Raw genomic sequence first — 23,390 nt, forward strand, 5'->3', positions numbered from 1 at the left:
CAACTTTAGCTGTCCGCACGTCGTCACGGCACGGCCCCGCACCATCCCAGCGCGGGGCCGTGCCGCGATCCCCCCTGCCCGAAAGCCGCATGCCCCGACGAAGAGGCCCCCCATGTCCCTCCCGCTCGCCGCGTCCGCCACCCCCGACGCCCCACCCCACACCGGTGGACTGCTCCTCCTCATCGACGGCACCGCCGGTCTGCTGACCGTCGCCGCCCTCGGCATCGCCCTGCTGCTCCTGCTCATCATCAAGGCCCGGCTCCAGCCGTTCGTCGCGCTGCTCGCCGTCTCCATAGCCGTCGGCCTGATGGCCGGACTCTCCGTCACCGAACTCTTCGGCACCGTCCAGCGCTCCGACGCCGTCTCCACCATCGAGTCCGGCATGGGCGGCATCCTCGGCCATGTCGCGATCATCATCGGCCTCGGCACCATGCTCGGCGCGATCCTCGAAGTCAGCGGCGGCGCCGAGGTGCTGGCCTCCCGGCTGCTGCGCCTCTTCGGCGAGAAACGCGCCCCCCTCGCCATGGGCGTCACCGGCATCGTCTTCGGCATCCCGGTCTTCTTCGACGTCGGCATCTTCGTCCTCGCGCCGATCGTCTACGCGGCCGCCAAGCGCTCCGGCAGGTCCGTCCTGCTGTACTGCCTGCCGCTGCTCGCCGGACTCTCCATGACCCACGCCTTCCTGCCCCCGCACCCCGGCCCGGTCGCCGCCGCAGGACTGCTCCACGTGGACCTCGGCTGGGTCATCCTCATGGGCGTCGTCTGCGGCATCCCCGCCGTCCTCGCGGCCTGGGCGTTCTCCGCCTGGGTCGGCCGCCGCATCTTCGTCCCCGTGCCGCAGGACATGGTCGAGGCCGCCGACGAGGCCAAGGAGGCCGTCCTGGCCGAGCAGCGCGCCGCCGGGACCGAGCCCGGCGAGCGGCCCGTACCGCTCGGCACGGTCCTCGGCATCATCGGCACGCCCCTGGTGCTGATCCTCGCCGCCACCTTCTCCTCGATCGCCCTCGACCCCTCCACCGGCCGCTCGGTCGTCGAGTTCTTCGGTCACCCCTTCGTGGCCCTGACGATCGCCCTGCTGCTCGCCTACTACCTGCTGGGCGTGCGGCGCGGCTGGTCCCGCGCCTCCCTGGAGAAGGTGTCCACCTCGTCCCTGAAGCCGGTCGGCAACATCCTGCTGGTGGTCGGCGCGGGCGGGGTCTTCGGCGCCGTCCTCAAGGCGAGCGGGGTGGCCCAGGCGCTCTCGGACACCTTCCACGACGTCGGCCTGCCGGTGCTGGTCCTCGCCTACCTGATCTCCCTGGTGCTGCGGGTCGCCCAGGGCTCGGCGACGGTCGCGATCGTCACCACGGCGGGCATCGTGGCCCCGCTGCTCGCGGCGGGCGACCACTCCCAGGCGTTCGTCGCCCTCGTCATCATGGCGATCTCGGCGGGGTCCATCTTCGCCTCGCACGTCAACGACGGCGGCTTCTGGATGGTCGCCAAGTACTTCGGCATCAGCGAGCGCGACACTCTCAGGACCTGGACGGTCCTGGAGTCGGTGCTGTCGGTCGCCGGGTTCGCGGTGGCGGCCGTGCTCAGCCTCTTCGTGTAGGGCGCGGCGGGCCCGGGGGCGCCGTGTAGGCGTCTGATAACGAAGTCGGGGGCGAGTGTGCCCGGCACAGGATCTTGGACCATACTGCCCGCTGTGGAGCAGCGCACAGGTTCGAGCAGCCAGCCCCTGGAGGGCGCCGGATTCGACCCGGCCTTCATCCCCGGGCTCACGTCGCCCCCGTCCGCCGCGCAGGCGACGGGGAAGCCGACGGAGGCCGAGACCGAAGCCGAGGCCGCACAGGACACGGAGGAGGAACGCGCCGAGCACGGGAGTACCGGGGACGGGAGTCCCGAGCGGGACGCCCCGGCCGCCGAGGAGCCCGGGGACAGCGGGCCGGGCGACGACGAGGCCGGCGACGACGAGGCCGTGGAGGGGCCCGCCTTCGAGGCGGCCGACCGCCGCGCGCGGATCGTCGCCGACCACCGGGGCGTCCGGCTCTCCCTCGACGACCAGGCCTGCGAGTTCCGCTGGGACGAGATCGGCGCGGTCGAGACGGAGTCGCCGCGCTTCGGCAAGCGCTTCACGATCACCGTCCACACCCCGGACCGCCGCTGGTACCCGATCGAGATCGAGGCGAAGTCCCGCTCCAGCTTCGAGGAGTGGGAACGGGAGCTGGACGCCGTCCTCGACACGTACTTCGAGGACGGCGCCGGCGAGCCCGGCGACGCGGAGGCCGACGCCGACGCCGACGCCGACGCCGACATCGAGGACGGGAAGGCCGTCGACGCCGCCGACACCGGGGACGCCGAGGACGCGGCCGGGACCGGAGTCGAGGCCGAGGACGCGCCCGAGGTCGAGGACAAGGCCAAGGGCAAGGTCAAGAGCGAGGCCGAGGGCAAGGTGGAGGTCGACGACAAGGCCGGGGCCGAGGCCGCGAAGAAGGAGTAGCCGACCGCGGTATCGGGCCGTCCTGCCGACGGCCCGGTACCGGCGGTCGACGTTCTCCGGGAGTCGGGGGACGGCGTCCCCGGTGCGGGCGGTCTCCCGCTCTTTCGCCTCGTCGGGCGGGCGGAACCGACCCCTGGCCGCCCGAGCGCGGGTGCGCCGCGAAGGTGTACGAGAAGATCCGGTGCGGTCCCGCTTGTGGCCCATTTGTGGCATGAGCAGGTCAGGTCGCTTTCCGGAAGGGGCCGGTCCACGCCCCCTTGTCCGGCCGAGACCTTTGCTGTTACTTAACCCGGATGGCGGACACCACGGGACACCCCACAGACACCGAGGCCCCCTTAGACCTCAACCCCACCCCACGCAAGTCGAGTTGGAAGTACATCGGGCCAGGAATCGTGGTCGCGGCGACCGGCGTCGGCGCCGGAGACCTGGTGGCCACGCTCATCGCCGGCAGCAACTTCGGCTACACCCTGCTCTGGGCGGCGGTCGTCGGCTGCCTGGTCAAGATCTCCCTCGCCGAGGCGGCCGGCCGCTGGCACCTCGCCACCGGCCGCACCCTCTTCGACGGCTGGGCGAGCCTCGGCCGCTGGACCACCTGGTTCTTCTGCGTCTACGTCGTGGTCTGGGGCTTCGTCTACGGCGCCGCGGCGATGTCGTCGAGCGCCCTGCCCCTCCAGGCGCTGTTCCCGGGCGTGATGGACCTCAAGGCGTGGGCCGTCGCCTGCGGTCTGGTCGGCCTGGTCTTCGTCTGGTTCAACAAGTACGCGGTCTTCGAGAAGGTCATGACGGTCCTGGTGGGCGTCATGTTCGTGGTGACCGTCTACCTCGCGATCAGGGTCACCCCGCATCTCGGCCAGGCCCTGGCGGGCCTGCTGCCGGTGCTGCCGGACGAGAAGGACTCGATCCTCAACACCCTCGGTCTGATCGGCGGGGTGGGCGGCACCGTCACCCTCGCCGCCTACGGCTACTGGGTCAACGCCAAGGGATGGACCGACACCGGCTGGATGCGGGTGATGCGCCTCGACAACCGGGTCGCCTACCTCACCACCGGCATCTTCGTCGTCGCCATGCTCTTCGTCGGCGCCGAACTGCTGCACTCCGCGAACGTGGCCATCTCCAACGGCGACAAGGGGCTGATCCAGCTCGGCGACATCCTCGCCCACGAGTACGGCACGGCCACCGCGAAGTTCTTCCTGATCGGCTTCTTCGCCACCTCGTTCACCTCGCTGATCGGTGTCTGGCACGGCGTCAGCCTGATGTTCGCCGACTTCGTCGCCCGCACCCGGGACCGGTCCGCGGCGGGCGGCGCCGAGGTCGCGTCCGGCGCCCGCGAGCGCTCCTGGCCGTTCCGCGCCTACCTGCTGTGGCTGACCTTCCCGCCGATCGTGCTGCTCTTCCAGGGCCAGCCGTTCCGCCTGATCATCCTCTACGGCGTGCTGGGCGCGGCCTTCCTGCCGTTCCTCGCGCTGACCCTGCTCCGCCTCCTCAACTCCGCGCGCACGCCCGCCGCCTGGCGCAACGGCCCGTTCAGCAACGCCATGCTGGCGCTGTCCGGGGCGCTGTTCCTGGTGCTGTGCGTGAAACAGGTCTGGGACCAGCCCTGGGCCGACTTCTTCTAGCCGCGCGCACCGGCCGGAACGGCCGCGCCCCCGCCGGGTGACCTGGCGGGGGCGCGGGCGGCGGCGAGTGCGCCGCGGGTCGGTCGGGGTGTCGCGGTCCGCCCTACGGCAGCGCGTGCACGTGCGGGCCGACGCTGTTCGACCAGGCGTTGCCCGCCGACGCGTCCCAGTTGGTGGACCAGGTCATCGCGCCGCGCAGACCGGGATAGGTCTTGGACGGCTTGAACGAGCCGCACCCGGTGCCCTTGGTCAGGCAGTCCAGGGCGTTGTTGACGACCGCGGGGGAGACGTACCCGCTGCCGGCGCCGCTGGTCGAGGCGGGCAGGCCGAGGCCGACCTGGGACGGGGCGAGCCCGCCCTCCAGCTGGATGCAGGCGAGCGCGGTGAGGAAGTCCACCGAGCCCTGCGAGTACACCTTGCCGTCGCAGCCCAGCATCGAACCGCTGTTGTAGTACTGCATGTTGACGACCGTGAGGATGTCCTTGATGTTCAGGGCCGTCTGGAAGTAGGAGTTCGACGTCGACTGCATGTCGATGGTCTGCGGCGCCATCGTGATGATCAGCGAGGAGCCCGCCCTGGCCGACAGGGACCGCAGCGCCTGCGTCATGTACGTGGCGTTGAGACCGTTCTCCAGGTCGATGTCGACGCCGTCGAAGCCGTACGTCTGCATCAGGGAGTAGACGGAGTTGGCGAAGTTCGCGGCCGAGGTCGCGTCGCTCACCGAGACCGTGCCGTTCTGGCCGCCGATGGAGATGACGACCTTCTTGCCCGCCGCCTGCTTGGCCTTGATGTCGGCCTTGAACTGGTCGGTGGTGTAGCCCTTCAGACCGGCCGAGTCGAGGGTGAAGGAGACCGCGCCCGGCGTCGTCGTCGCGTCGGCGAAGGCCACCGCGACGATGTCGTACTGGGCCTGGACGTCGGAGAGCTTCTGCACGGTCGCGCCGTTGTTGAAGTTCTGCCAGTACCCGGTCACCGCGTGCTTGGCGAGGGTGGTCCCGCCGCCGCCCCCGCCGGTCGCGGCCGTGGTGCCGGTCACGGTGGCCGACTTGGCCGACTCGCCGGCCGCGTTGGTCGCGGTGACCTGGAAGGAGTACGCCGTGGAGGCGGCGAGCCCGGTCACCGTCGCCGAGGTGCCCGTCACCGCCGTCACCTTGGTGCCGTTGCGGTAGACGCTGTAGCCGGTCGCGCCGGAGACCGCGTTCCAGGCCAGCGAGACGGACGAGGAGGTGGTGCCCGAGACCGCGAGGCCGCCCGGGGCCGCCGGGACGGTCGGGGCCGGGTCGCCGCCCCCGCCGCCGTCGGGGCCGAGGACCGACAGGTCGTCCGCGTAGTACGCGGCCTGCCCGTACCAACCGTGCGTGTAGACGGTGACCGAGGTGGTGGCGGAGCCGGTCGTGAACGTCGTGGAGAGCTGCTTCCAGCTCGCCGTGTCCGGCGTCCAGGTGGAGACGTCCGTGGTGCCGGTGCCCGTCACGCCCAGGTAGCTGTACCCGCCCTGCACCCAGGCGCTGAGCGTGTACGTGGAGCCGGGCCTGACGGCCACGGTCTGGGTGCACTGGGCGTTGTCCTGCCCGGCCGGGGTCGCCTTCAGCGCGGAAGTGCCGCCGTGGACGGGGGAGTTGACGGTCGTCCCGCTGTTCGCGGAGCACGTCCAGTTGCTGAGGCCGGACTCGAATCCGGCGTTCTTGGCGTTGTTGACGTCCGCGGCGGACGCCTGGCCCGCGCCCGCGAGGGAGAGCGCGAGGGCGGCGGTGACGGCTCCCGACCAGAGCCGTGCCGATCTGCTGTGTGGGGACATGACAATAAGTTGGTCCAGACCAATCGCACTGTCAAGAGGTCCAGACCAACTTGTCGAGCAGCAGCCCCGCCGCGCACCCCGCCAGCAGCACCGCCGTCGACATCCACAGGGCCGTGCCCGCCGGTGCGGGGGAGTGCGGACGCAGGGCGAGCGCGAGCGCCAGGGCCGCCGCGGGCACCGCGCAGGCCGCCGCCGCGTGCCGCACCGGATCGCGCCGGACCGGCTCCGGGTGGACACGGGCCGCCGCCCAGCTCGCCAGGGTCACGCAGACCAGGTCCGGCAGGTGGACGAGGGCCAGCGCCGCCCCGAACGAGCCGACGCCCTCCGGGTCCGTCAGGTAGGTGCGCACCAGCGAGGTCAGGACGCGCTCGGTGAGCACCAGTACCACGAGTCCGACCGCCCACGACCTGGCGAGCGCCATCAGCCGCCCCCCAGCACCCCGCGCACGAGCACCGCGGTGAACCCGGCCGCCGCGAGCCCGAAGCCCGACGTCAGCGCCAGCGTCCGCAGCACCGGCGGCCAGTCGCCCCGGCCCGCCACCGCCGCCGTCCCGGCCGGGTCGCGCGGGTCGTAGGTGACGGCGACCGGGGTGCCCTCCTCGGTGGACCGGCGCACCAGGTCCTCGAACTCGACCCGGGTGCCGTCGGTGGTGTGGAAGGCGAAGAAGTGCCGTACGCCCTCGGGGCGTTGGTACGGCTCGGTCTCCACCCGCACGCACTCGCCGCCGGTGCGCACCCCGCGCCGCAGCACCCGGGTGACCGTCACCAGGCGGCGCGCGTACCGGACCGCGACCGCCCCCGAGGCCACGACCAGCAGGACGAGGACGGCGTACCAGAACCCCGGGACCCGCACGGTCAACCCACCGCCACGGGGGCGTCGGCCGGTCGCGGGCCCGCGGCGGACGGCGGGCGGGTGGTCGGGGGTGCGGGGCGGCACGTCATCGGCGGCGGCTGTCCCTCTCGGTCGGTCCGTGCGAAAGCGGTAGGGCACATGGTGACGATCGTTCCCCCGTGCGGCGCCGGGGAACTGCGCGAGGTCGTACGGCTCTGTCTGTTCGCCCATCTGTTCGGCTGTGAGCGTAGGCGCGCGGGGCCGGTCGCGCGTGGGCCCGGGGGCCCAAACGGGGGCCCAGCGCGGCGTTCCGCCCGGTGGGGCAGGAACGGGGTCCGCGACCGGATTCACCGGACCCGGCCGCGTCACCGGACGGCGAGATGCTCAACCTGCCCCGGTTTGGCGTGACTTGTGACACGGGAGTTCCCCAGGAGCTGAGCAATCGCTGTTCTCCGGTCACAGTGGCGTGGATACAGTGCTGAGGTAGTCACGCAGTGAAGTCATTTCGATGCGCCGGAGCCACCCCGGTGGACCGACGGACGCAACACGGGGAGCTGCGCGTGCCCACTGCCATCGCCGTGACGAGCGCCGACATGGCGCTGCCGCCGCAGGACGAACGCACCCTGCCCGCGGTGGTCCTCCAGGGCCTGGACCGGCAGCCGCTCGACGAGGCGCTGACGGCCGTCCAGACCCTTCTCGACCAGCACGGACATCTCGTCGTGGTCTCCTCGCAGGCGGCGCCCCGGGCAGTCACCCGGCGCCTGCACACCATCAGGTCCCTCCTGGAGAGCGACCGCATCGCGCTGTTCCGGCCGGAGCTGCCGCCGCTCGGACTCGCCGTCCTCGCCCGGCAGTTGCGTCAACTCGCCTCCTGCGACCTCAGCCCAGGAGTGCTCGCCTCCGCCGGGCGGCTGCTCACCCACTACATCCACTGCGGGGCGCTGCTCGGCTCGGTGGCCCGCCTCGACCGGGTCCCCGTGGGCCTCACCTCGCACGCCAGGTCCTGGGTCCCCGGCAGCCAGTTCGGCGTCGTCGCGCACCCCGAACCGCAAGTGGTCAGGATCGGCCCTGAAGCCACCCTGACCGGGCCCGAGTTCGGCACCTGGATGCTCGTCGCGAAGGCGCAGCCGCCCTCCGACTGGGTCACCGCGACCCTCGCCGAGCAGTGGGGCGTCCAGGGGCTGCGGGAGGTCCCGCCGCCCGAGGAGTCCACCACCTGGTGGGGCACCGGCAAGCTGGTCGAGTTCGCCGCGTACCTGCCCGACCTCTCCGTCCTGTACCAGCTCGTGACGTCCGTGCGGCAGGGCGTCTGCCACTGGTGCGGCATCGACGTCATCGGCGACCGCTGCGTCTTCTGCTCGGCCGTGCCGCCCTTCCACGAGAACCAGATCACCGCCCGATGAGTCCTGGACGACAGGGTTCGCGACCACTTCCGCCGATGTCCGCTCGACCGAGTATCCCCACGATGAGGTTGTACGGTTCATGAACTCACGTCAGCGCCGAGGCGTGCTCCTGCTGCTGCTCTCGGTCATCTGCGCCCTCGGCGCGTTCGCCGGTGTCCTCTCCGTGATCAGCGACGTCAAGTCGAAGGTCGGGCCCGAGGTCACGGCGTACCGGCTCAAGAAGAGCGTGGCGCCCTACACCACCCTGACCACGGACCAGTTCGAGAAGATAGAGATGCCGGAGCGGTGGCTCTCGCCCACCGCGGTGACCAGCCTCAGCCAGATCCGCGGCAAGATCGCCGTCACCACCCTGCGCGAGGGCTCGCTGCTCCAGACCGACATGATCGTCGAACAGCCCGCGCTCCAGCCGGGCCAGCAGGAGGTCGCGATCATGATCGACGCGGCCACCGGGGTGGCGGGCAAGATCACCCCGGGCGCGACCGTCAACGTCTACGCCACCTTCGCGGGCGAACGGGACGGCGACCCCGCCCAGTCGAAGATCATCGTGACGAACGCCAAGGTCCTCGACGTCGGCAAGATCACCGCACTCGACCCGGGCGAGAGCAGCAGGACCCAGCGGCCCACCGACGCCGTCCCGATCACGTTCGCCCTCTCCGCGCTCGACGCCCAGCGCATCACCTACGCCGAGTCCTTCGCCCAGCGGGTACGGCTGGCCCTGGTCGCGCCGGGCGGCGACACTACGGTCCCGGAGAAGGACCGCACGTACCAACTAGCGAAGGACAAGTGAGAGGCCCGCATGCCCACGAGGATCCTTCCGGCCGTCGGTGACGTGGACGCGGTCCGCTCCCTGACCACGCTGCTCAGCCAGCTCCCGGACGCCGAGCCGGTCGCCCCGGTCGTCGACTCGACGCAGCTCGTCGACACCCTCGCGCGCCTCGCCGCGGAGTCGGTCGACGAACTGCCCGAGGTGGTCGTCGTCCACGAGCGCATCGGCCCCGTCCCGGCCCTTGAACTCATCCGTGAGGTGGCCCTGCGCTTCCCGGCCGTCGGCGTCATCCTCGTCACCACCGACGCCAGCCCCGGCCTCTTCCAGGCGGCCATGGACTACGGCGCCCGCGGCCTGGTCTCCATGCCGCTCGGCTACGAGGAACTCGCCAGCCGGGTCCAGGCGGTGGCCCAGTGGTCGGTCGGCGTCCGGCGCCATCTGGGCCACAGCGGCGACGTGTTCACCGGCGCCGGCGGCACGGTCGTCACCGTCAGCGGCGCCAAGGGCGGGGTCGGCGCCACCCTCACCGCCGTCCAACTGGCCCTCGCCGCCCAGGCGTCGGGGCGGTCCGCGGTCCTCGTCGACATGGACCTCCAGTCCGGGGACGTCGCCTCCTACCTGGACGTCCAGTTCCGCCGCTCGGTGGTCGACCTCGCCGCCATCACCGACATCTCGCCCCGCGTCCTCGCCGACGCCGTCTTCCGCCACGACACCGGACTCGCCCTGCTCCTCGCCCCCGGCGAGGGCGAACGCGGCGAGGAGGTCTCCGACCGGGCCGCCCGCCAGATCGTCTCCGCGCTGCGCTCCCGCTACGAGATCGTCGTCGTCGACTGCGGCGCCCAGCTCGGCGGGGCGGGCGCGGCGGCGGTGGAGATGGCCGACACCGCGCTCCTCGTCACCACCCCGGACGTCGTCGCCGTGCGCGGCGCCAAGCGGACCGTGCGGATGTGGGACCGGCTGCAGATCCGCAAGGCCGAGGAGACCACCGTCGTCGTCAACCGGCACACCCGGGGCACCGAGATCCAGCCGCCGCTGATCCAGCGGATCACCGGCACGGCGGTCGCGGGCACCACCGTCCCCGCCAACTTCAAGGAACTGCAGGGCGCGGTCGACGCGGGCCGGGTCCACGAACTCGACAGCAAGGGCGCGGTGCGGCAGGCGCTGTGGGCGCTGGCCGGGGAACTCGGCCTGGTCAAGGCCGCCGAAGGCGCCCAGAAGGGCGGCCGGGCCCGCGGCGACCGGGGCTCGGTGAGCCTGTTCAGACGACGGGACGGAGGGGGATAGCGATGCGCAGACCACCCCAGGACGGCGCCCACCGGCGGGACGGGGGGCAGGTCACCGTCGAGTTCCTCGGGATGACGCCGACGATCCTGGTCACGCTGGTCGTCCTGTGGCAGCTCGTGCTCGTGGGGTACACGTTCACGCTCGCGGGGAATGCTGCCGACGAGGCGGTCCGCGCGGGCACGGCGGCCGAGGGCGACGCGCAGGGCGCCTGCCGGAGCAAGGGGGAGGAGACACTGCCGTCCGCGTGGCAGCGCACGGTCACCTGCGGCCCCGGCGCGGCCGGTTACTTCACGGCCGACGTCCGCCTCAAGGTGCCCGTCCTGTTCCCGGGCACGGTCGACTTCCCGTTCCGGGTGCACGGTCACGCCGGAGCCGTACAGGAGGCGGGGCGATGAGACGGCGGCACACGGACGGCGGCCTCGGCGACGGAAGCGGGGGCCTCGGTGGCGGGAACGGCGGCCGCGTTGACGGAAGCGGCGGCCCCGGCGGGAGCGGGAGACCGGCCGGGCGGGACGGCCGGGGCGGCCGGGTCCCGCGCGGCGGGGGTGGCGGGCGGCGCCGTGCGCGAGCGCACCGCGACCGCGGGCAGGCCGCCCTGGAGTATCTCGGCTTCCTGCCCGTCCTGCTGCTGGTCGGGATGGCCGCCGTACAGCTCGGCCTGATCGCCTACACCGCACAGCAGGCGGGCACCGCCGCCCGCGCGGGCGCCCGCAGCGCCTCCCTCGACCGCTCGGCGGCCGAGGGCTGCGCCCAGGCGGTGAGCGGCTGGCTCGCCGGACGCACCGGCTGCGCCTCGTCGTTCGGCGACGACGAGGTCACCGTCACCGCCGACGTCGGCATCCCGTCCGTCGTCCCGTTCTGGGACTTCGGCCCGGCCCACAGGACGGCGACGATGCCGCTCGACCGCTGAGGACGGACGACCGGCACACCGAGGAACCAGGAACGAGCGAGGAGCACCGGAGCCATGAGCCTGCGGGCACGCATCAACTCCCCCGAGGAGAACGGCGGCAGGGGCGAGGACGGCCACATGGTCGCGTCGTACCGGGCCAAGCTCCTGGAGGAGATCGACCTCGCGGAGATGAGCGCGCTCGCCGCCGCCGAGCGCCGGGCCCGGCTGGAACGGGTGCTCGGCCACATCATCAGCCGCGAGGGCCCGGTCCTCTCCACGGTCGAACGCTCCCAGCTGATCCGCCGGGTCGTCGACGAGGCCCTCGGACTCGGCATCCTCGAACCGCTCCTGGAGGACGCGTCCATCACCGAGATCATGGTGAACGGACCCGACGCGATCTTCGTCGAGCGCAGCGGCCGGGTCGAACAGCTCCCGCTGCGCTTCCCCTCCCACGACCAGCTCATGCAGACCATCGAGCGGATCGTGTCGACCGTCAACCGCCGGGTGGACGAGTCCAATCCGATGGTCGACGCCCGCCTCCCGTCCGGCGAGCGCGTCAACGTGATCATCCCGCCGCTGTCCCTGACCGGCGCCACCCTCACCATCCGCCGCTTCCCCCGCTCCTTCACGCTCCAGGAGATGATCGGCCTGGGCTCGCTGGACGAGCACATGCTCTACCTGCTCGCGGGCCTGGTGCAGGCCAAGTTCAACGTGATCGTCTCCGGCGCCACCGGCACCGGCAAGACCACCCTCCTCAACGCCCTCTCCGGGCTGATCCCCGGCGGCGAACGCATCATCACCATCGAGGACTCCGCCGAACTCCAGCTCCAGCAGGCGCACGTGATCCGCCTGGAGTCCCGCCCGCCCAACGTGGAGGGCAAGGGCCAGGTCACCATCCGCGACCTGGTCCGCAACTCGCTGCGGATGCGGCCCGACCGCATCGTCGTCGGCGAGGTCCGCGGCGGCGAGTCCCTCGACATGCTCCAGGCCATGTCGACCGGCCACGACGGCTCGCTCGCCACCGTCCACGCCAACAGCGCCGAGGACGCCCTGATGCGGCTGAAGACGCTGGCGTCCATGTCGGAGGTCGAGGTGCCCTTCGAGGCCCTGCACGACCAGATCAACAGCGCCATCGACGTGATCATCCAGCTCACCCGGTTCGCCGACGGCGCCCGCCGGATCACCGAGGTCGCCATCCTCGACAGCCACGGCAGCGAACCGTACCGGCTGACGACGGCCGCCCGCTTCCACGCCCGGCCGATGGCCGCCGACGGCCGCGTCCACGGCGTCTTCGAGTACTACCCGCTGCCCCGCCGCACCGCCGACCGCCTCTACATGGCGAGCCAGCCCGTCCCGCAGGCGTTCGGCGTGGCCCAGAGCTTCGACCAGCTAGCCGTCCGAGAAGCCAGGTAGGCAGGAACCGTCCCCATGACTCTGCGATCCCTCGTCTCCCTCACCACCGGCGTCACGCTGCTGACCTGTGTCCTGGCCGTCCTCGGCGTCCACGCGTACGCGACCGGCCGCGCCCAGCGCCAGGCCCTCGTCGACCGGCTCTCGGCCACCGGCCAGATCCCGGTCGTCGGCAGGCGCCGCCGCTTCCGCTCCCTGGACCGCAGACTGCGCCGCACCGGCCTCGGCCGGAAGCTCGAACTGCGGCTCGCCGCCACCGGACTCGACGTCACCCCCGGCGAGTTCTTCGTCTACATGCTCGCCACCGTGGCCGGACTCTGGCTGGTCGGACAGGCCACCCTGGCACCGTTCTTCGGCCCCATCGCGGGCCTGCTCGGCATCTGGGTCGCGGTGCAGTTCCTCAACTGGCAGCGCCAGAAGCGCATCGAGCGGTTCATCAACCAACTCCCCGAACTCTCCCGCATCCTGGCCAACGCGACCCAGGCCGGGCTGGCGCTGCGGACCGCGATCGGCATGGCCGCCGAGGAGCTGGAGGCCCCGGCGGGCGAGGAACTCGGCAAGGTGGCCAACCAGTTGGCGGTCGGCGCCTCCATGGACGACGCGCTCAGCGAGCTGGCCGACCGGCTCCCCTCGCGCGAACTCGTCGTCCTGGTCACCACCCTCGTCCTCTCCAGCCGGGCGGGCGGGCAGGTGGTCAGCGCGCTGCGCAACCTCACCGAGACGCTGGAGGAGCGCAAGGAGACCCGGCGCGAGGTCCGCACCCAGCTCTCCCAGGTCAGCATGACCTCGTACGCCGTTCCCGTCCTCGGCATCGGCTCGTTGTTCCTCATGAACGGCGTCAAGGACGGCGCCCTCGACCGGATGACCGCCTCCCCGGTCGGCCAGGCCGCCGTCCTCATCGCCTTCGCCCTCTACGCGGTCGGCTTCTTCCTCATCCGCCGCCTGTCCCGCATCGACGTCTGAGCACCGGAAGGGAGGACGGAAATGGGACTGCTGCTCGCACTCGCCATGGGCCTCAGCGTCTGGGGCGTCTTCGCCGGCATCCGCATGTACCGGGCCGACGCCCGGCTCCCCGGCGACCTCGCGCTCGCCCTGGAGGTCGGCTCCACCCGCACCGGCGCCGTCGACTCGCTCGTGGACCGCCTCGGCATGCGCTACGCCCCCGCCGTGCAACGGATGATGGGCCCCAAGGCGGTCGCCAGGTACCGCCGCAAGATCGACCTCGCGGGCAACCCCGGCGGCCTCACCATCGACCGCTACGCGGCCCGCCGCGCGGTCTACGGCTTCCTCGGCGGCGTCGGCTTCCTGGTCTTCCTGCTCAAGGGGAACATCCTGCTGGCGCTCGTCCTGCTGGCGTTCGGGGCGTTCTGGACGGAGGTCGGCATCTGGTCGGCGATCCGGATCCGCAAGGACGTCATCGAGCGCACCCTCCCCGACTTCCTCGACGTCCTCGCGGTCGTGGTCAGCGCCGGTCTCGGCTTCCGGCAGGCGCTGGACCGGGTCGCCTCCAAGTACGAGGGCCCCTGGGCCGACGAACTCCGCATCACCCTGCGCCAGATGGACCTCGGCATGAGCCGCAGGCAGGCGTTCGCTGAGCTGCGCCGCCGCAACGACTCCGAGCAGGTCGCGATGTTCGTGACGGCGCTCCAGCAGGGCGAGGAGCTGGGCGCCCCGATCGTCGACACGCTCGTCGCGCTGGCCAAGGACATGCGCCGCACCGACGCGCAGAACGCCCGCCGCAAGGCGGCCCGCGCGGTCCCCAAGGCCACCATGATGATCACCACCTTCATGGTCCCGGCCACGATGATCCTCCTCGGCGCCGGTCTGCTCCTCGGCTCCGGAACCGACTTCGGCACCCTCACGGGCAAGTAGACGACGGCGGTGACGCGCATGCCCACGACGAGAGCACGCCTCGGACGGCTGCGACGCCGGGGCGCGGCCGAGAGGCCGCCGGAGATCACGACGCCCCCCGCGGGCACGGTCCTGCCCGCCCACGCCCGCACCGGGGCCCCGGACATCCCGGTCACCTCGGCGACCCCGGCGCTGCCCCCCGGCTGGGAACGCGCCGACCGACCGGACCCGCGCGGGGGCGGGAGCCGGGGCACAGGCGGGGCCGGGCGGCGGGACGAGGACTCCGGATCGCTGCTGGAGCACGACGGGGCACTGTCCGTCTTCGAGCCGCCGCCGACACGGTTCGCCCCACCGCAGCAACCGCCGTCACCGCAGTGGCCGTCGCGGCCGTCCTCGCCGTCACCGCAGTGGTCGTCCGAGCCGCCGCCGGGACCCGCGCTCCAACCGGCGCGCCACACGCCCCCGCCCACGGGATTCGGGCCGCCGCCCACGGGTGGGCAGGGGTGGCCGGGGGATCGGCAGGGGTGGTCAGAGGACCGGCCGGAGTGGTCGGGGGACCGGCAGGGGTGGACGGAGGATCGGCAGGGGTGGTCAGAGGACCGGCCCGGGTGGACGGCTGGTGAGGCGCGCCCGGCGGCTGAATACGGGGCCGGGCCCTCGTACCCCGCACCGGAGTCCGCGTCCGAACCCGCACTCTTACCCCCGCCCCCGCCGGTGGGCCGGGCGCCCGGGACGGAGAGACCGGTGCCCGAGCCCGCGTCCGCCGACGCGGGGACGCGGGGACCGATATCCGCATCACCGTCCGCCGACGCGGGGGCGCGCGGACCGGTACCTGGGCCACCGTCCGCCGACGTGGCGCCCGCGGACCCCGACGGATCCGCCCGCACCCCGACGATCCCGATCCAGATCAACGCCCTCCAGGCCATGTGCCGCCAGGTCTTCGGGTTCCGGCTGGCGATGATCGCGCTGGCCACGCCCTCCGCCCTGATCAACGCGGCGCCCGGTCTCGCGACGCGGCTGGTCGGGGCGGCCGTCGTCGTCACCTTCATGGGCTCCTACGTCCTGCTGCGTGACTGGGAGCGGTTCGGGCCGCTCCTGCTGCGCCACCCGGTCCTGCTCGCGGTGGACACCCTCTTCGGCTCGCTGCTGCTGATATCGGCGGGCCCGGACACCACGATCGCCTACGTGAGCGTCTGCACCCCGCTGCTGGCGGGCATCGTCTACGGCTGGCGGGGCGCCGCCGTCTTCGCCTCCCTCCAGTCGCTGATCCTGCTCCTCGTGTACGCGACCCGGCGGGGCCTGGACGTCCCCCCGTCGGAGACGCTGATCCTGCCCGGCCTGTGCCTCATCACCGGCGCGGGCGGCTCGGCGCTGCGCAACCTCATGCTCCGCTTCGGCGCCGCCACCCAGGCCCTGACGACGGTCCAGGCGCGGCTCGCCGTGACGGAGGCGGTCAGCGCCGAACGGGCCCGGCTGGCACGGGAGATGCACGACTCGGTCGCCAAGACCCTGCACGGCGTGGCGCTGGCCGCCGAGGGCCTGGCGGGCTCGGCGAGCGCGAGCCGGGTGGACACGGGGCTGGTCAGACGGCAGGCGGAGCTGGTGGCCCGCTCGGTCCGCAGGGCCGCCGCCGAGTCCCGCGAACTCCTGGCCGACCTGCGGCGCGAGTCCGACCCGCGGCACGCCACCGACGTCCTCGTCGAACTCGCGGCCCGGACACGGGACTTCAGGACCCGCACCGGCATCGTCGCCCACTACCGCCCGACGGGCGGGCACGCGGTCCCACCGGTGCCGCCCGCCGTCGCCCGGCAGCTCCTCACCATCGCGACGGAGGCCATGGAGAACGCCTACCGGCACGCGGGCCCGGCCCAGGTCGAGGTGCGGGCGGGCGTCCACGGCGACCTGCTGCGCATCAGCGTCTACGACGACGGCCGCGGCCTGCCGCAGGACACCACCCTCGAACGGCTGCGCCGCGCGGGCCACTTCGGCCTGGTCGGCATGGTGGAGCGGGCCGCGTCCGTGGGCGCCCGCATCCGCATCGGCCGCGGCGACCACCCGCACGGCACCGAGGTCCGCCTCGAACTGCCCCTGGCGGCCCTCACGACGGTGCCCGCGTGAACCGCCGCGCGGCCCGCCCGCCGGGACCCGCCCGCACGACCGCCCCCACGACCCGAGAGAGAGGAGGCCGCCCGATGCCGGATCCGCGCACCGACCCCGCAGCCCCCGCCGATCCCACCGGCGCTCCGCAGACGCCGCCGCCACCGAGCCCGTTCGACACCTTTCCGCCGACCGGGCCGCCCCCGCCCGCCGCGCCGCTGCGCGTTGTGGTCGCCGACGACAACCCGGTGGTCCGCGCGGGCCTCACGGCGCTGCTCTCCGGCCGCCCGGACATCGAGGTGGTCGCGGAGGCGGTGGACGGCCGCGAGGCGTACGAGGCGGCGCGGCGGCTGCGGCCGGACGTGGTCCTGCTCGACGTGCGGATGCCGGGCGTCGACGGCATCTCCGCGCTGCCGTACCTGGTGCGGATCGCGCCGGTGGTGATGCTGACGTACAGCAGCGAGTCGGAGATCGTCCGCGAGGCCCTGCGCAGGGGAGCGGGCGGGTACCTGGTGCACGGGGAGTTCACGGCCGACCAACTGGTCACCGCGGTACGGGACATCAAGCACGGCGGGGCCCACTTCACGCCGTCGGCGGCGGGGGCGCTGCTGGCCCAGGTGCGGCGGGACGCGGGCCCGGTACCGTACGGCGCGGGACTGCCCGAGGGCATCGGCGACGCGGAAGCATGCGATAGCAATCTTGTACCTCCGTCAACTTCTCCGCAGACATCAGCAACTCCACCTGCGAATATGGGATTTGGGCCACGCAAAGTCTCCGCATTTTCTCCGCATACCCTTTCGCGATTGCAACCAACTGTGGGACAGTCGTCGTCATCGGGTCGAGTGGGCGACCGTACGGCCGCCCCCGACAGGTCGAGGTTCCGACTCAGCGCGAGGGAGGCGGAGATCATGGACCTCATCGCGTCCGGCATGAACAACCAGCAGATCGCCGCCATGTGCTTCATCAGCGAGAAGACGGTCAAGAACCACATCAACCGCATCTTCGCGAAGCTGCACAGCACCAGCCGCTCCGAGGCCGCCGCCAAGTGGCTCGGCACGGCACGGGACCAGGGGTGACCGGCGATGACCCGATCGAGTGAGACGAGCGGCGGGCGAGGGCGCCGGGACGCCGGGGTCCGGCTCCCGGATTGGGCCCGCGATTGGGCCCTGGGGCCCTCTGGCGCACAGCGGAATCCGGCGTACGTTTCTGGTGTCGACGGTGGCACCGGCCGGGAGGAAGCCGGTCACGCGGGCGACACGGAGACTTGCGAGCCGACCCGACAGCGGTCGACCGGCACCGGAGGGGAACACCATGAGCTACTGGGTCAACAGCACGGTTTCGTACCTCAAGGCCCGCGCGGCGCGGAACGACAAGGGGCAGACGGCGGTCGAGTACCTGGGCATCATCGCGGTGGTCGTGGCGATCGTGCTGGCGATCACGGGCACGGACATCGGCCAGTCGATCTACGACGCCATCGTGGATCAGATCGACCAGGTCACCGGCGGCTGATGCGGCTGCGCCACGACGACGCAGGGCAGGCCTTCCCCATCTACATCACGGTGGTGGGGGGCCTGCTCTTTCTCGCGTTCGCGTACCTCGCGGTCGGCCAGGCCGCGGCGAGCAGGAACAGCACCCAGACGGCGGCCGACGCGGCTGCTCTGGCGGCGGCCCAGGACACCCGGGACGTCCTCGCGGGCGAGTGGGTGCGGGACGTCCTCGACCCCACCAAGTGGGGGGACCTCCTCGACGGCGACGCGGCCGTCCTCGACGGCTGCGCCCGCGCTTACCAGCTCGCGGGACGCAACGGCTCGCATGTTCTCGATTGCGCCCCGCGGCTGACGGATCTGAGCTACACAGTTCGGGTCCAGAAGAACGACCCCGTCGGCGACACCATCGTTCCCGGCACGGAAGGCACCTATGCCAAGGCGTCGGCCAAGGCCGTGATCGAGCCGCTCTGCACCTTCGTACCGCCCACCGGGGGCGGCGAGGACACCGGTGACCCGGGCGACCCCGCCGACATCGTGCTGCCGAAGCTCACCTGCAAGGACAGGAACTGGGATCTGGACCCGGAGCACCTCACCGAACTCCCTAAGCCCAAGGACCTGTTCGACGTCCATCTGGCCGACTGACAAGCGAACGACGAGTGATGAAGGAAGCGGAGTCATGAGCATTCGGTTCACGGGGAAGGCCCGCAAGGGGATGGTCGCGCTGACCGTCGCGGCCGGACTGGCCGTCGGCGTGGCCGGCTGCGGCGGCGGGGGAGAGGCCAAGAAGCCGGACACCTCCGCGTCGGCGTCCCCGAACGGCGGGTCCGGACCGAGTGCACAGGAGGGGACCGACGAGACGCTGGCGGAACTCAAGGGCGAGGACGGCCTGCTCCTGCGGATCACCTCGGCCAAGAGGGACGCGGGAGGGTTCGTCACCGTCGGCGGCGAGCTCAAGAACGACGGCGCCCAGCCCGTCCGGCTCTCGGTGCGGGCGGCGGGCGACGAGACCGAGATCATCCGGCACGGTTCGTCCCTGGGCGGCGCGACGCTCGTGGATCCCGGGGGGAAGAAGCGCTACTACGTGCTGCGGGACACCGACGGCCGCCCTCTGACGACCACCGGGATGCCCCGGCTCAAGGCGGGTGACTCCATCCCGGTCTTCATGCAGTTCCCGGCGCCGCCGACCAGCACCACCGATGTCACCTTCCAGCTGCCGACGTTCGCCGCCGCGACCATCAAGATCTCCGGGTGAGGCGGCGATGACCCCTACCAGGAACCGGACCAGGACACCCGGCCTCGCCCTGACCCTCACCGCGGCCTCGCTCCTGGTCGCCGCCCAGCTCCTCGGCGCCGCCGCGGCCCGCGCCGACGACGACCCCAGCGTCCCGCCGGGCACCGAGGCGCACGCCGCCGCGCCCGTGAAGGTCGACGCCAACGACCCCGACCTCAAGCTCCCCGAGGGCGCCACCCTCGCCGACCCCAAGGTCCTCGACATCAAGTCCGTCGTGGAGGACCAGAGCGGCGACGAACGGCGCGAGGACACCAACTCGGACGTGAAGTTCGCCCTCCAGGCCGAGGTCCTCTTCGGCAAGGACAGCGCGAAGCTCAGCAGCGAGGCGAAGTCCCGAATCTCCGGCATCGCCGACGAGATCAAGAACCAGAACGCGACGAAGATCCGCGTCTTCGGCTTCACCGACAACCTCGGCTCCTCGGCGCACGGCGACGTCCTGTCCCGGAAGCGCGCCAACGCCGTGCAGGACGTCCTGGCACGGGAGTTGAACGACCCCGACGTCACCTTCGAGGTCCGCGGCTACGGCGAGCAGTACCCGATCGCCGACAACGCGACGGAGGCGGGCCGCAAGAAGAACCGCCGGGTCGAGGTGTCGTTCCCGCGCACGGACACCTGACGGCCCGCCGCCGGTGAGCACGGCCGACGACGCCCCCGGGCGGCTGCCCGCGCGGCGGCCCGGGGGCGTCCTCCGTCGCTCCCCGCACCCGCACCGTTCCTGAACTCCCGCTGCCCGCACGTCCTTTGGGTGCCGATTTGGGTCCATGGGCCCATGCCGCCCGCGTCCCGGCTGCCTACCGTCGAACCCGTAGTGGACCGACGGCGGGGGGCCGGGCATGTCAGCGATCGGGGGAACCGGCGGGTTCGGGGCGGCGCCGCCGGAACGAGGGGGGCGGCGGCGACCGCCCACCCCGCTCGCGACGGCCCTGGTGCTGGTCCACGCGCTGTGTGTGATCACGGTCGTCGGCGGCGCCGGCGCCGTGCTCACCGCGGCGTCGTACGGTTCCCTCGACGGCGGCCTGCTGGCCCTCGTCGCGTACGGCGCCGCCCCCGGCGTCCTCGGCCACCTGCTGGCCCGGCGCACCGGCAGGGGCGGCCGGGGGACCTGGCTCGGTCTGGTCGTCGTCCAGCTCTGGTTGCTCGTGGGTGCCGTGGGGAACCTCGCGGCGGGCTCGCCCCGCGGCGCCGTCCAACTCCTCGTCCCCGCCGTGGTCCTGGCCCTCCTGCTGCGGCCCCAAAGCCGCGACTGGTACGGCCTCCCGGACGCCGACCGCGCGGGGCACCGCCCGTTCTCCGTCGCCCGCATGATCCGGTGGCGCTCCGACGGCGGCCAGACGTCCGTCGAGTACGCGGGCCTCGTCGCCCTGGTCGCCGCCGTCGTCATCGCGCTGCTCGTCACCGGGCTCGGCGCGCAGATCTACGGCGAACTGCGGGCGACCGTCTGCGAGGTGACGGGCACCGCCTGCCCGGCGTCGCCCACCCGCACCGCGACCGACGCGTCCGGGCAGCCGGGCAAGGCCCCCGCGGACACCCCGCAGGGGAGTGCGGACGACGACGCGAAGGACCAGGGCGGCGGCGACGGCGGCGGCGATGACGACGACGGCTGCTTCTCCGGCGTCGGTGCCTTCTTCGGCTGCGCCGGCGACCAGGTGAAGCAGGTCGGCCAGGGCCTCGTCGTGGACGGTGTCTGGGGCGACCTGACCGGCGTCTACGACCTGGTCCGCCACCCCGCGGACTCCTTCTCCGGCCTCGCCGACTACGGCAGTCACCTCGGCGACGAGTGGCTCGACAACTCCAGGGACGCCGCCCGCAAGTGGTCCGGGGGCGACTACCTGGGCGCCCTCCTGGACTGGGGCGGCGCCTCCCTGAAGACCGGCGGCACGGTCCTGTGGGACATGTTCGTCGGCGACGACGTGGCCGACCGCTGGAACGACGGCGAGCAGACCCGCGCAGTGACGACGGTCCTCTGGAACGTCGGATCCCTCTTCATCCCCGGCTACGACGGCGCGAAGCTCGTCGAGAAGGCCGGAGTCCTGGGCAGGCTGGGCAAGTTGGGGAAGCTGGCCGAGAAGGCGGCCGAGGCCGCGGAGGACGCCAGGAAGGCGGCGCGGGCGGGCGACCTGGAGGGCGCGGAGAAGGCCGCCAAGGAGGCCGACGACGCGGCCGCCGAGGCCGAGCGCAAGGCCAGGGAGACCGGCTGCGTGATCGCGGCGCCGCCCCGCCGTGCCCCGTACGCGGGCGACCCTGGCGCCGGGGTGCCCGTTCCGCCGCGGGGCGCCGGGGGCACCGGCACGACCGTCCTGGCGGCGGGCCCGGCCGCTCCGGTGCGCTGGACCGCCACCCCCCGCCCCTCCTCCTTCCTCCTCGCGCAGGACGGCTGCGACGAGGAGGCCGAGCGGGCCGCCCGGGAGGCCCGCGAACAGGCCGACGCGGCGGACCGGGCGGTCGACGAGGCCGAGGGCAAGAACGGCGGCGACCGGCCCGCCGGGAGCTGGCAGGCCAAGGACGACATCGCGGGCCCGGCCCGGGGCAAACTGCTCAAGTTCCCCAACAAGCGCCACACCGCCAGCGGTTGGGCCAGTGGCCAGGTCAAGGAGCGCAACACGGTGATCCTGCGCGGCAACGAGGACCTGGTCCGCGCCGACATCGAGGGCATCGCCGAGGGCCGCGCGGAACTCCTGCCCGACGGCAACACCTACCGGATCGACGGCCGCACCTACGAGGTCGAGGGCAACGGCACCGTCTTCCCCAAGTCGGGCCCCGGCCTGGTGGAACTGGACCGGATCGAGTACGCGGCGCTGAAGGAGATCGCCCGCAACAAGGGCGACCTGGACGCCTCCCAGCAATTGCGGCGCGACCCGAAATTCGTCGACAATCCGGCGAAGGTCCAGAAGGCCAAGGAGATCTACGACGGGACGTACCAGTGATCGCGAACCTGCTCACCGTCGCGGCCCCGGCCCCGGCCGCCCTGCGCCGCGCCCTCGCGCGGGCGCTGGCGCTCCCGGAGAGCGCGGTCGACGTGGCGGACGCGGACGGCGACCAGGCCGACCGCGACTGGGACGCCCCGGTCCTGTGCGGGTACCGCCGCCTGCCCCGCGCCTCCGACGTCGCCTCGGAACTGGACGTCACCGTCACGCCCGCCGCCGACCCCGACGCCACCGAACGGGCCCTCGCGCTGGGCCTCGCGGCCGCCACCGGCACCTCGGTCCTCTACCCGGACGCGGACCAACTCCCCAGCGCCTACTGGGTGGCGGTGCCGGACGGGCGCACCGTCCGCTGCCGTCTCGAACCGCTCGACGACGCGGACGGCGACGACGGCGGGCCGGCGTACCGGGTGACGGCGACGCAGGAACCCGTCCCCGACCTCCCCGGCGCGACCGTCGAGATCCTCCCCGAGATCCTCGACCGGGAGCCGCTGCCGACCCCGCTGGCCGACGCGTTCCTCGCCGACCGCCCGAACGGCCCGGCGGCGAGCCCCGAGGGCGGGCTCCACCACCATCTGCGGGTCTGGGAACGCCTCGTGCGCCGTCTGGACGCGGACTGGCGGCCGTCCGGGCACTACCGCGAGGACCTGTTCGCGCGGGACCTGCGTTCCCGGGACACGCTGGACGACATGGCCGTCGAAGTGCCGTCGCTGCGGCCCCTGTTGGCGATCCTGGACGGCGTCTACCGCGAACGGACCGTGGGCGAGCCCTCCGGCGCGGGGGACCGGGAGCCGGACTGGTGGCACGCGCGGACCCCGGGCCTTCTCCCCTGGTGACAGCGGACCCCGCCGCCGGGCTACGGGCGGCCGTCGCCCTCCGCGACCACCTCGACCCGCACGCCCGGCCGGATCCCCCACCCCGCCATCGTCCCGGCCTCGGCCTCCAGCACGTGCCGCGACCGCAGCCGGGGCATCCCCAGCCGTCCGGGCCGCATGGTCCGCACCGCGACGACCCTCAACCGCCGGTCCAGATAGGCGACATCGATCGGGAGACGCATCCGGAAGGTGTGCACACTCCCGGCGGGCGACAGCAGCATCGCGCCGTCGATCCCGTCCCGCCCCAACAGGCCCCGGGTGCGGGCCCGGTAGGAGGTCGCCAGCTCCAACGGCACCCTCGCGCCGTCCGGTTCGGCCACGACCAGCGTCCCCCGCCCGTCCCGCCACCGACGCCCCATGCCGAGCCACCTCCCGTGGTGTCGTCCGCACCG

23 protein-coding genes are annotated in these 23,390 nt (G+C 72.8%); 19 read left to right on the plus strand and 4 right to left on the minus strand.

All coding sequences use genetic code 11. The annotated features are described in order from the left end of the window. The first annotated feature begins 112 nt into the window (after positions 1 to 112). From GA0115242_RS11125 to GA0115242_RS11135, 3 genes are all read left to right on the plus strand, one after another. Positions 113 to 1,591 carry a GntP family permease gene (locus tag GA0115242_RS11125; protein WP_093827158.1) on the plus strand — a complete coding sequence of 493 codons (1,479 nt, stop codon included), beginning with the start codon at positions 113 to 115 and terminating at the stop codon, positions 1,589 to 1,591. Positions 1,592 to 1,684: 93 nt separating this feature from the next. Then, positions 1,685 to 2,479 (plus strand): hypothetical protein, encoded by a 795-nt coding sequence (locus GA0115242_RS11130; protein WP_256089406.1) that lies wholly within the window; start codon positions 1,685 to 1,687, stop codon positions 2,477 to 2,479. A gap of 293 nt (positions 2,480 to 2,772) precedes the next feature. Beyond that, positions 2,773 to 4,095, plus strand: coding sequence for an Nramp family divalent metal transporter (locus tag GA0115242_RS11135; protein ID WP_093827160.1), 1,323 nt, complete (start codon positions 2,773 to 2,775; stop codon positions 4,093 to 4,095). A 103-nt stretch (positions 4,096 to 4,198) separates the two neighbouring features. On the opposite strand, the gene GA0115242_RS11140 is transcribed toward GA0115242_RS11135, so the two are convergent. The 3 genes from GA0115242_RS11140 to GA0115242_RS11150 are packed head-to-tail and all read right to left on the minus strand — an operon-like array spanning position 4,199 to position 6,745. Further along, positions 4,199 to 5,893, minus strand: coding sequence for a chitinase (locus tag GA0115242_RS11140; RefSeq protein ID WP_093827162.1), 1,695 nt, complete (start codon positions 5,891 to 5,893; stop codon positions 4,199 to 4,201). Between the two features lie 31 nt (positions 5,894 to 5,924). Further along, the gene (locus GA0115242_RS11145) at positions 5,925 to 6,314 is read right to left on the minus strand and encodes a hypothetical protein (RefSeq protein WP_093827164.1); all 390 of its coding nucleotides are present in this window, start codon (positions 6,312 to 6,314) and stop codon (positions 5,925 to 5,927) included. After that, positions 6,314 to 6,745, minus strand: coding sequence for a DUF3592 domain-containing protein (locus GA0115242_RS11150; protein ID WP_093827166.1), 432 nt, complete (start codon positions 6,743 to 6,745; stop codon positions 6,314 to 6,316). Before GA0115242_RS11150 ends, GA0115242_RS11145 begins: the two co-directional genes overlap by 1 nt. Positions 6,746 to 7,284: 539 nt before the next feature. Between GA0115242_RS11150 and GA0115242_RS11155 the strand changes: the two genes are divergently transcribed. The 16 genes from GA0115242_RS11155 to GA0115242_RS11230 all read left to right on the plus strand — a co-directional run bounded on the left by GA0115242_RS11155 (position 7,285) and on the right by GA0115242_RS11230 (position 22,959). Next, the gene (locus GA0115242_RS11155; protein WP_176729795.1) at positions 7,285 to 8,127 is read left to right on the plus strand and encodes a hypothetical protein; all 843 of its coding nucleotides are present in this window, start codon (positions 7,285 to 7,287) and stop codon (positions 8,125 to 8,127) included. Between the two features lie 79 nt (positions 8,128 to 8,206). Next, complete coding sequence (cpaB, locus tag GA0115242_RS11160; protein ID WP_093827168.1) at positions 8,207 to 8,914, plus strand: Flp pilus assembly protein CpaB; 708 nt, start codon at positions 8,207 to 8,209, stop codon at positions 8,912 to 8,914. A gap of 9 nt (positions 8,915 to 8,923) precedes the next feature. Next, positions 8,924 to 10,177, plus strand: coding sequence for an AAA family ATPase (locus GA0115242_RS11165; RefSeq protein WP_093827170.1), 1,254 nt, complete (start codon positions 8,924 to 8,926; stop codon positions 10,175 to 10,177). 2 nt (positions 10,178 to 10,179) lie between these two features. After that, positions 10,180 to 10,572 carry a septum formation initiator gene (locus tag GA0115242_RS11170; protein WP_093827172.1) on the plus strand — a complete coding sequence of 131 codons (393 nt, stop codon included), beginning with the start codon at positions 10,180 to 10,182 and terminating at the stop codon, positions 10,570 to 10,572. Between the two features lie 200 nt (positions 10,573 to 10,772). Continuing rightward, positions 10,773 to 11,087 (plus strand): TadE/TadG family type IV pilus assembly protein, encoded by a 315-nt coding sequence (locus tag GA0115242_RS41540; RefSeq protein ID WP_237548989.1) that lies wholly within the window; start codon positions 10,773 to 10,775, stop codon positions 11,085 to 11,087. 54 nt (positions 11,088 to 11,141) lie between these two features. Next, positions 11,142 to 12,479, plus strand: a complete 1,338-nt coding sequence (locus tag GA0115242_RS11180; protein WP_093827176.1) for a CpaF family protein — start codon at positions 11,142 to 11,144, stop codon at positions 12,477 to 12,479. Between the two features lie 15 nt (positions 12,480 to 12,494). Then, positions 12,495 to 13,439 carry a type II secretion system F family protein gene (locus GA0115242_RS11185; protein ID WP_093827178.1) on the plus strand — a complete coding sequence of 315 codons (945 nt, stop codon included), beginning with the start codon at positions 12,495 to 12,497 and terminating at the stop codon, positions 13,437 to 13,439. Positions 13,440 to 13,460: 21 nt separating this feature from the next. Beyond that, positions 13,461 to 14,348, plus strand: coding sequence for a DUF5936 domain-containing protein (locus GA0115242_RS11190; RefSeq protein WP_093827180.1), 888 nt, complete (start codon positions 13,461 to 13,463; stop codon positions 14,346 to 14,348). A gap of 903 nt (positions 14,349 to 15,251) precedes the next feature. Continuing rightward, positions 15,252 to 16,445: a sensor histidine kinase gene (locus GA0115242_RS11195; protein WP_093827223.1), complete on the plus strand. Its 1,194-nt coding sequence runs from the start codon at positions 15,252 to 15,254 to the stop codon at positions 16,443 to 16,445. 74 nt (positions 16,446 to 16,519) lie between these two features. Next, on the plus strand, positions 16,520 to 17,500 hold the full coding sequence (locus GA0115242_RS11200; RefSeq protein WP_237548982.1) for a response regulator transcription factor: 981 nt from the start codon (positions 16,520 to 16,522) through the stop codon (positions 17,498 to 17,500). Positions 17,501 to 17,735: 235 nt separating this feature from the next. Then, entirely contained in the window at positions 17,736 to 17,933 is a 198-nt protein-coding gene (locus tag GA0115242_RS11205) for a Flp family type IVb pilin (RefSeq protein ID WP_093827182.1), read from the plus strand. Beyond that, on the plus strand, positions 17,933 to 18,553 hold the full coding sequence (locus GA0115242_RS11210; protein ID WP_093827185.1) for a pilus assembly protein TadG-related protein: 621 nt from the start codon (positions 17,933 to 17,935) through the stop codon (positions 18,551 to 18,553). Before GA0115242_RS11205 ends, GA0115242_RS11210 begins: the two co-directional genes overlap by 1 nt. A 34-nt stretch (positions 18,554 to 18,587) precedes the next feature. Then, positions 18,588 to 19,163, plus strand: a complete 576-nt coding sequence (locus GA0115242_RS11215) for a hypothetical protein (protein ID WP_093827186.1) — start codon at positions 18,588 to 18,590, stop codon at positions 19,161 to 19,163. Between the two features lie 7 nt (positions 19,164 to 19,170). After that, positions 19,171 to 19,818, plus strand: coding sequence for an OmpA family protein (locus GA0115242_RS11220; RefSeq protein WP_093827188.1), 648 nt, complete (start codon positions 19,171 to 19,173; stop codon positions 19,816 to 19,818). A 217-nt stretch (positions 19,819 to 20,035) separates the two neighbouring features. Beyond that, on the plus strand, positions 20,036 to 22,126 hold the full coding sequence (locus GA0115242_RS11225) for a hypothetical protein (RefSeq protein WP_141721573.1): 2,091 nt from the start codon (positions 20,036 to 20,038) through the stop codon (positions 22,124 to 22,126). Further along, entirely contained in the window at positions 22,123 to 22,959 is an 837-nt protein-coding gene (locus tag GA0115242_RS11230; RefSeq protein ID WP_093827192.1) for a hypothetical protein, read from the plus strand. The genes GA0115242_RS11225 and GA0115242_RS11230 overlap by 4 nt, the downstream gene beginning before the upstream one ends. A 20-nt stretch (positions 22,960 to 22,979) precedes the next feature. On the opposite strand, the gene GA0115242_RS11235 is transcribed toward GA0115242_RS11230, so the two are convergent. Beyond that, entirely contained in the window at positions 22,980 to 23,357 is a 378-nt protein-coding gene (locus tag GA0115242_RS11235; RefSeq protein WP_093827194.1) for a DUF192 domain-containing protein, read from the minus strand. Between the last annotated feature and the right edge of the window lie 33 nt (positions 23,358 to 23,390).

Origin of the sequence: Streptomyces sp. SolWspMP-5a-2 (assembly GCF_900091845.1) — a bacterium.
Lineage (GTDB): Bacteria > Actinomycetota > Actinomycetes > Streptomycetales > Streptomycetaceae > Streptomyces > Streptomyces doudnae.

Bases quoted from the DNA above. Each gene is read 5' to 3' on its own strand.
- GA0115242_RS11125 (WP_093827158.1), top strand. From the start codon at position 113: ATGTCCCTCCCGCTCGCCGCGTCCGCCACCCCCGACGCCCCACCCCAC.
- GA0115242_RS11135 (WP_093827160.1), top strand. From the start codon at position 2,773: ATGGCGGACACCACGGGACACCCCACAGACACCGAGGCCCCCTTAGAC.
- GA0115242_RS11140 (WP_093827162.1), bottom strand. From the start codon at position 5,893: ATGTCCCCACACAGCAGATCGGCACGGCTCTGGTCGGGAGCCGTCACC.
- GA0115242_RS11145 (WP_093827164.1), bottom strand. From the start codon at position 6,314: ATGGCGCTCGCCAGGTCGTGGGCGGTCGGACTCGTGGTACTGGTGCTC.
- cpaB (WP_093827168.1), top strand. From the start codon at position 8,207: ATGAACTCACGTCAGCGCCGAGGCGTGCTCCTGCTGCTGCTCTCGGTC.
- GA0115242_RS11165 (WP_093827170.1), top strand. From the start codon at position 8,924: ATGCCCACGAGGATCCTTCCGGCCGTCGGTGACGTGGACGCGGTCCGC.
- GA0115242_RS11170 (WP_093827172.1), top strand. From the start codon at position 10,180: ATGCGCAGACCACCCCAGGACGGCGCCCACCGGCGGGACGGGGGGCAG.
- GA0115242_RS11180 (WP_093827176.1), top strand. From the start codon at position 11,142: ATGAGCCTGCGGGCACGCATCAACTCCCCCGAGGAGAACGGCGGCAGG.
- GA0115242_RS11185 (WP_093827178.1), top strand. From the start codon at position 12,495: ATGACTCTGCGATCCCTCGTCTCCCTCACCACCGGCGTCACGCTGCTG.
- GA0115242_RS11190 (WP_093827180.1), top strand. From the start codon at position 13,461: ATGGGACTGCTGCTCGCACTCGCCATGGGCCTCAGCGTCTGGGGCGTC.
- GA0115242_RS11195 (WP_093827223.1), top strand. From the start codon at position 15,252: ATGTGCCGCCAGGTCTTCGGGTTCCGGCTGGCGATGATCGCGCTGGCC.
- GA0115242_RS11200 (WP_237548982.1), top strand. From the start codon at position 16,520: ATGCCGGATCCGCGCACCGACCCCGCAGCCCCCGCCGATCCCACCGGC.
- GA0115242_RS11205 (WP_093827182.1), top strand. From the start codon at position 17,736: ATGAGCTACTGGGTCAACAGCACGGTTTCGTACCTCAAGGCCCGCGCG.
- GA0115242_RS11210 (WP_093827185.1), top strand. From the start codon at position 17,933: ATGCGGCTGCGCCACGACGACGCAGGGCAGGCCTTCCCCATCTACATC.
- GA0115242_RS11215 (WP_093827186.1), top strand. From the start codon at position 18,588: ATGAGCATTCGGTTCACGGGGAAGGCCCGCAAGGGGATGGTCGCGCTG.
- GA0115242_RS11220 (WP_093827188.1), top strand. From the start codon at position 19,171: ATGACCCCTACCAGGAACCGGACCAGGACACCCGGCCTCGCCCTGACC.
- GA0115242_RS11225 (WP_141721573.1), top strand. From the start codon at position 20,036: ATGTCAGCGATCGGGGGAACCGGCGGGTTCGGGGCGGCGCCGCCGGAA.
- GA0115242_RS11235 (WP_093827194.1), bottom strand. From the start codon at position 23,357: ATGGGGCGTCGGTGGCGGGACGGGCGGGGGACGCTGGTCGTGGCCGAA.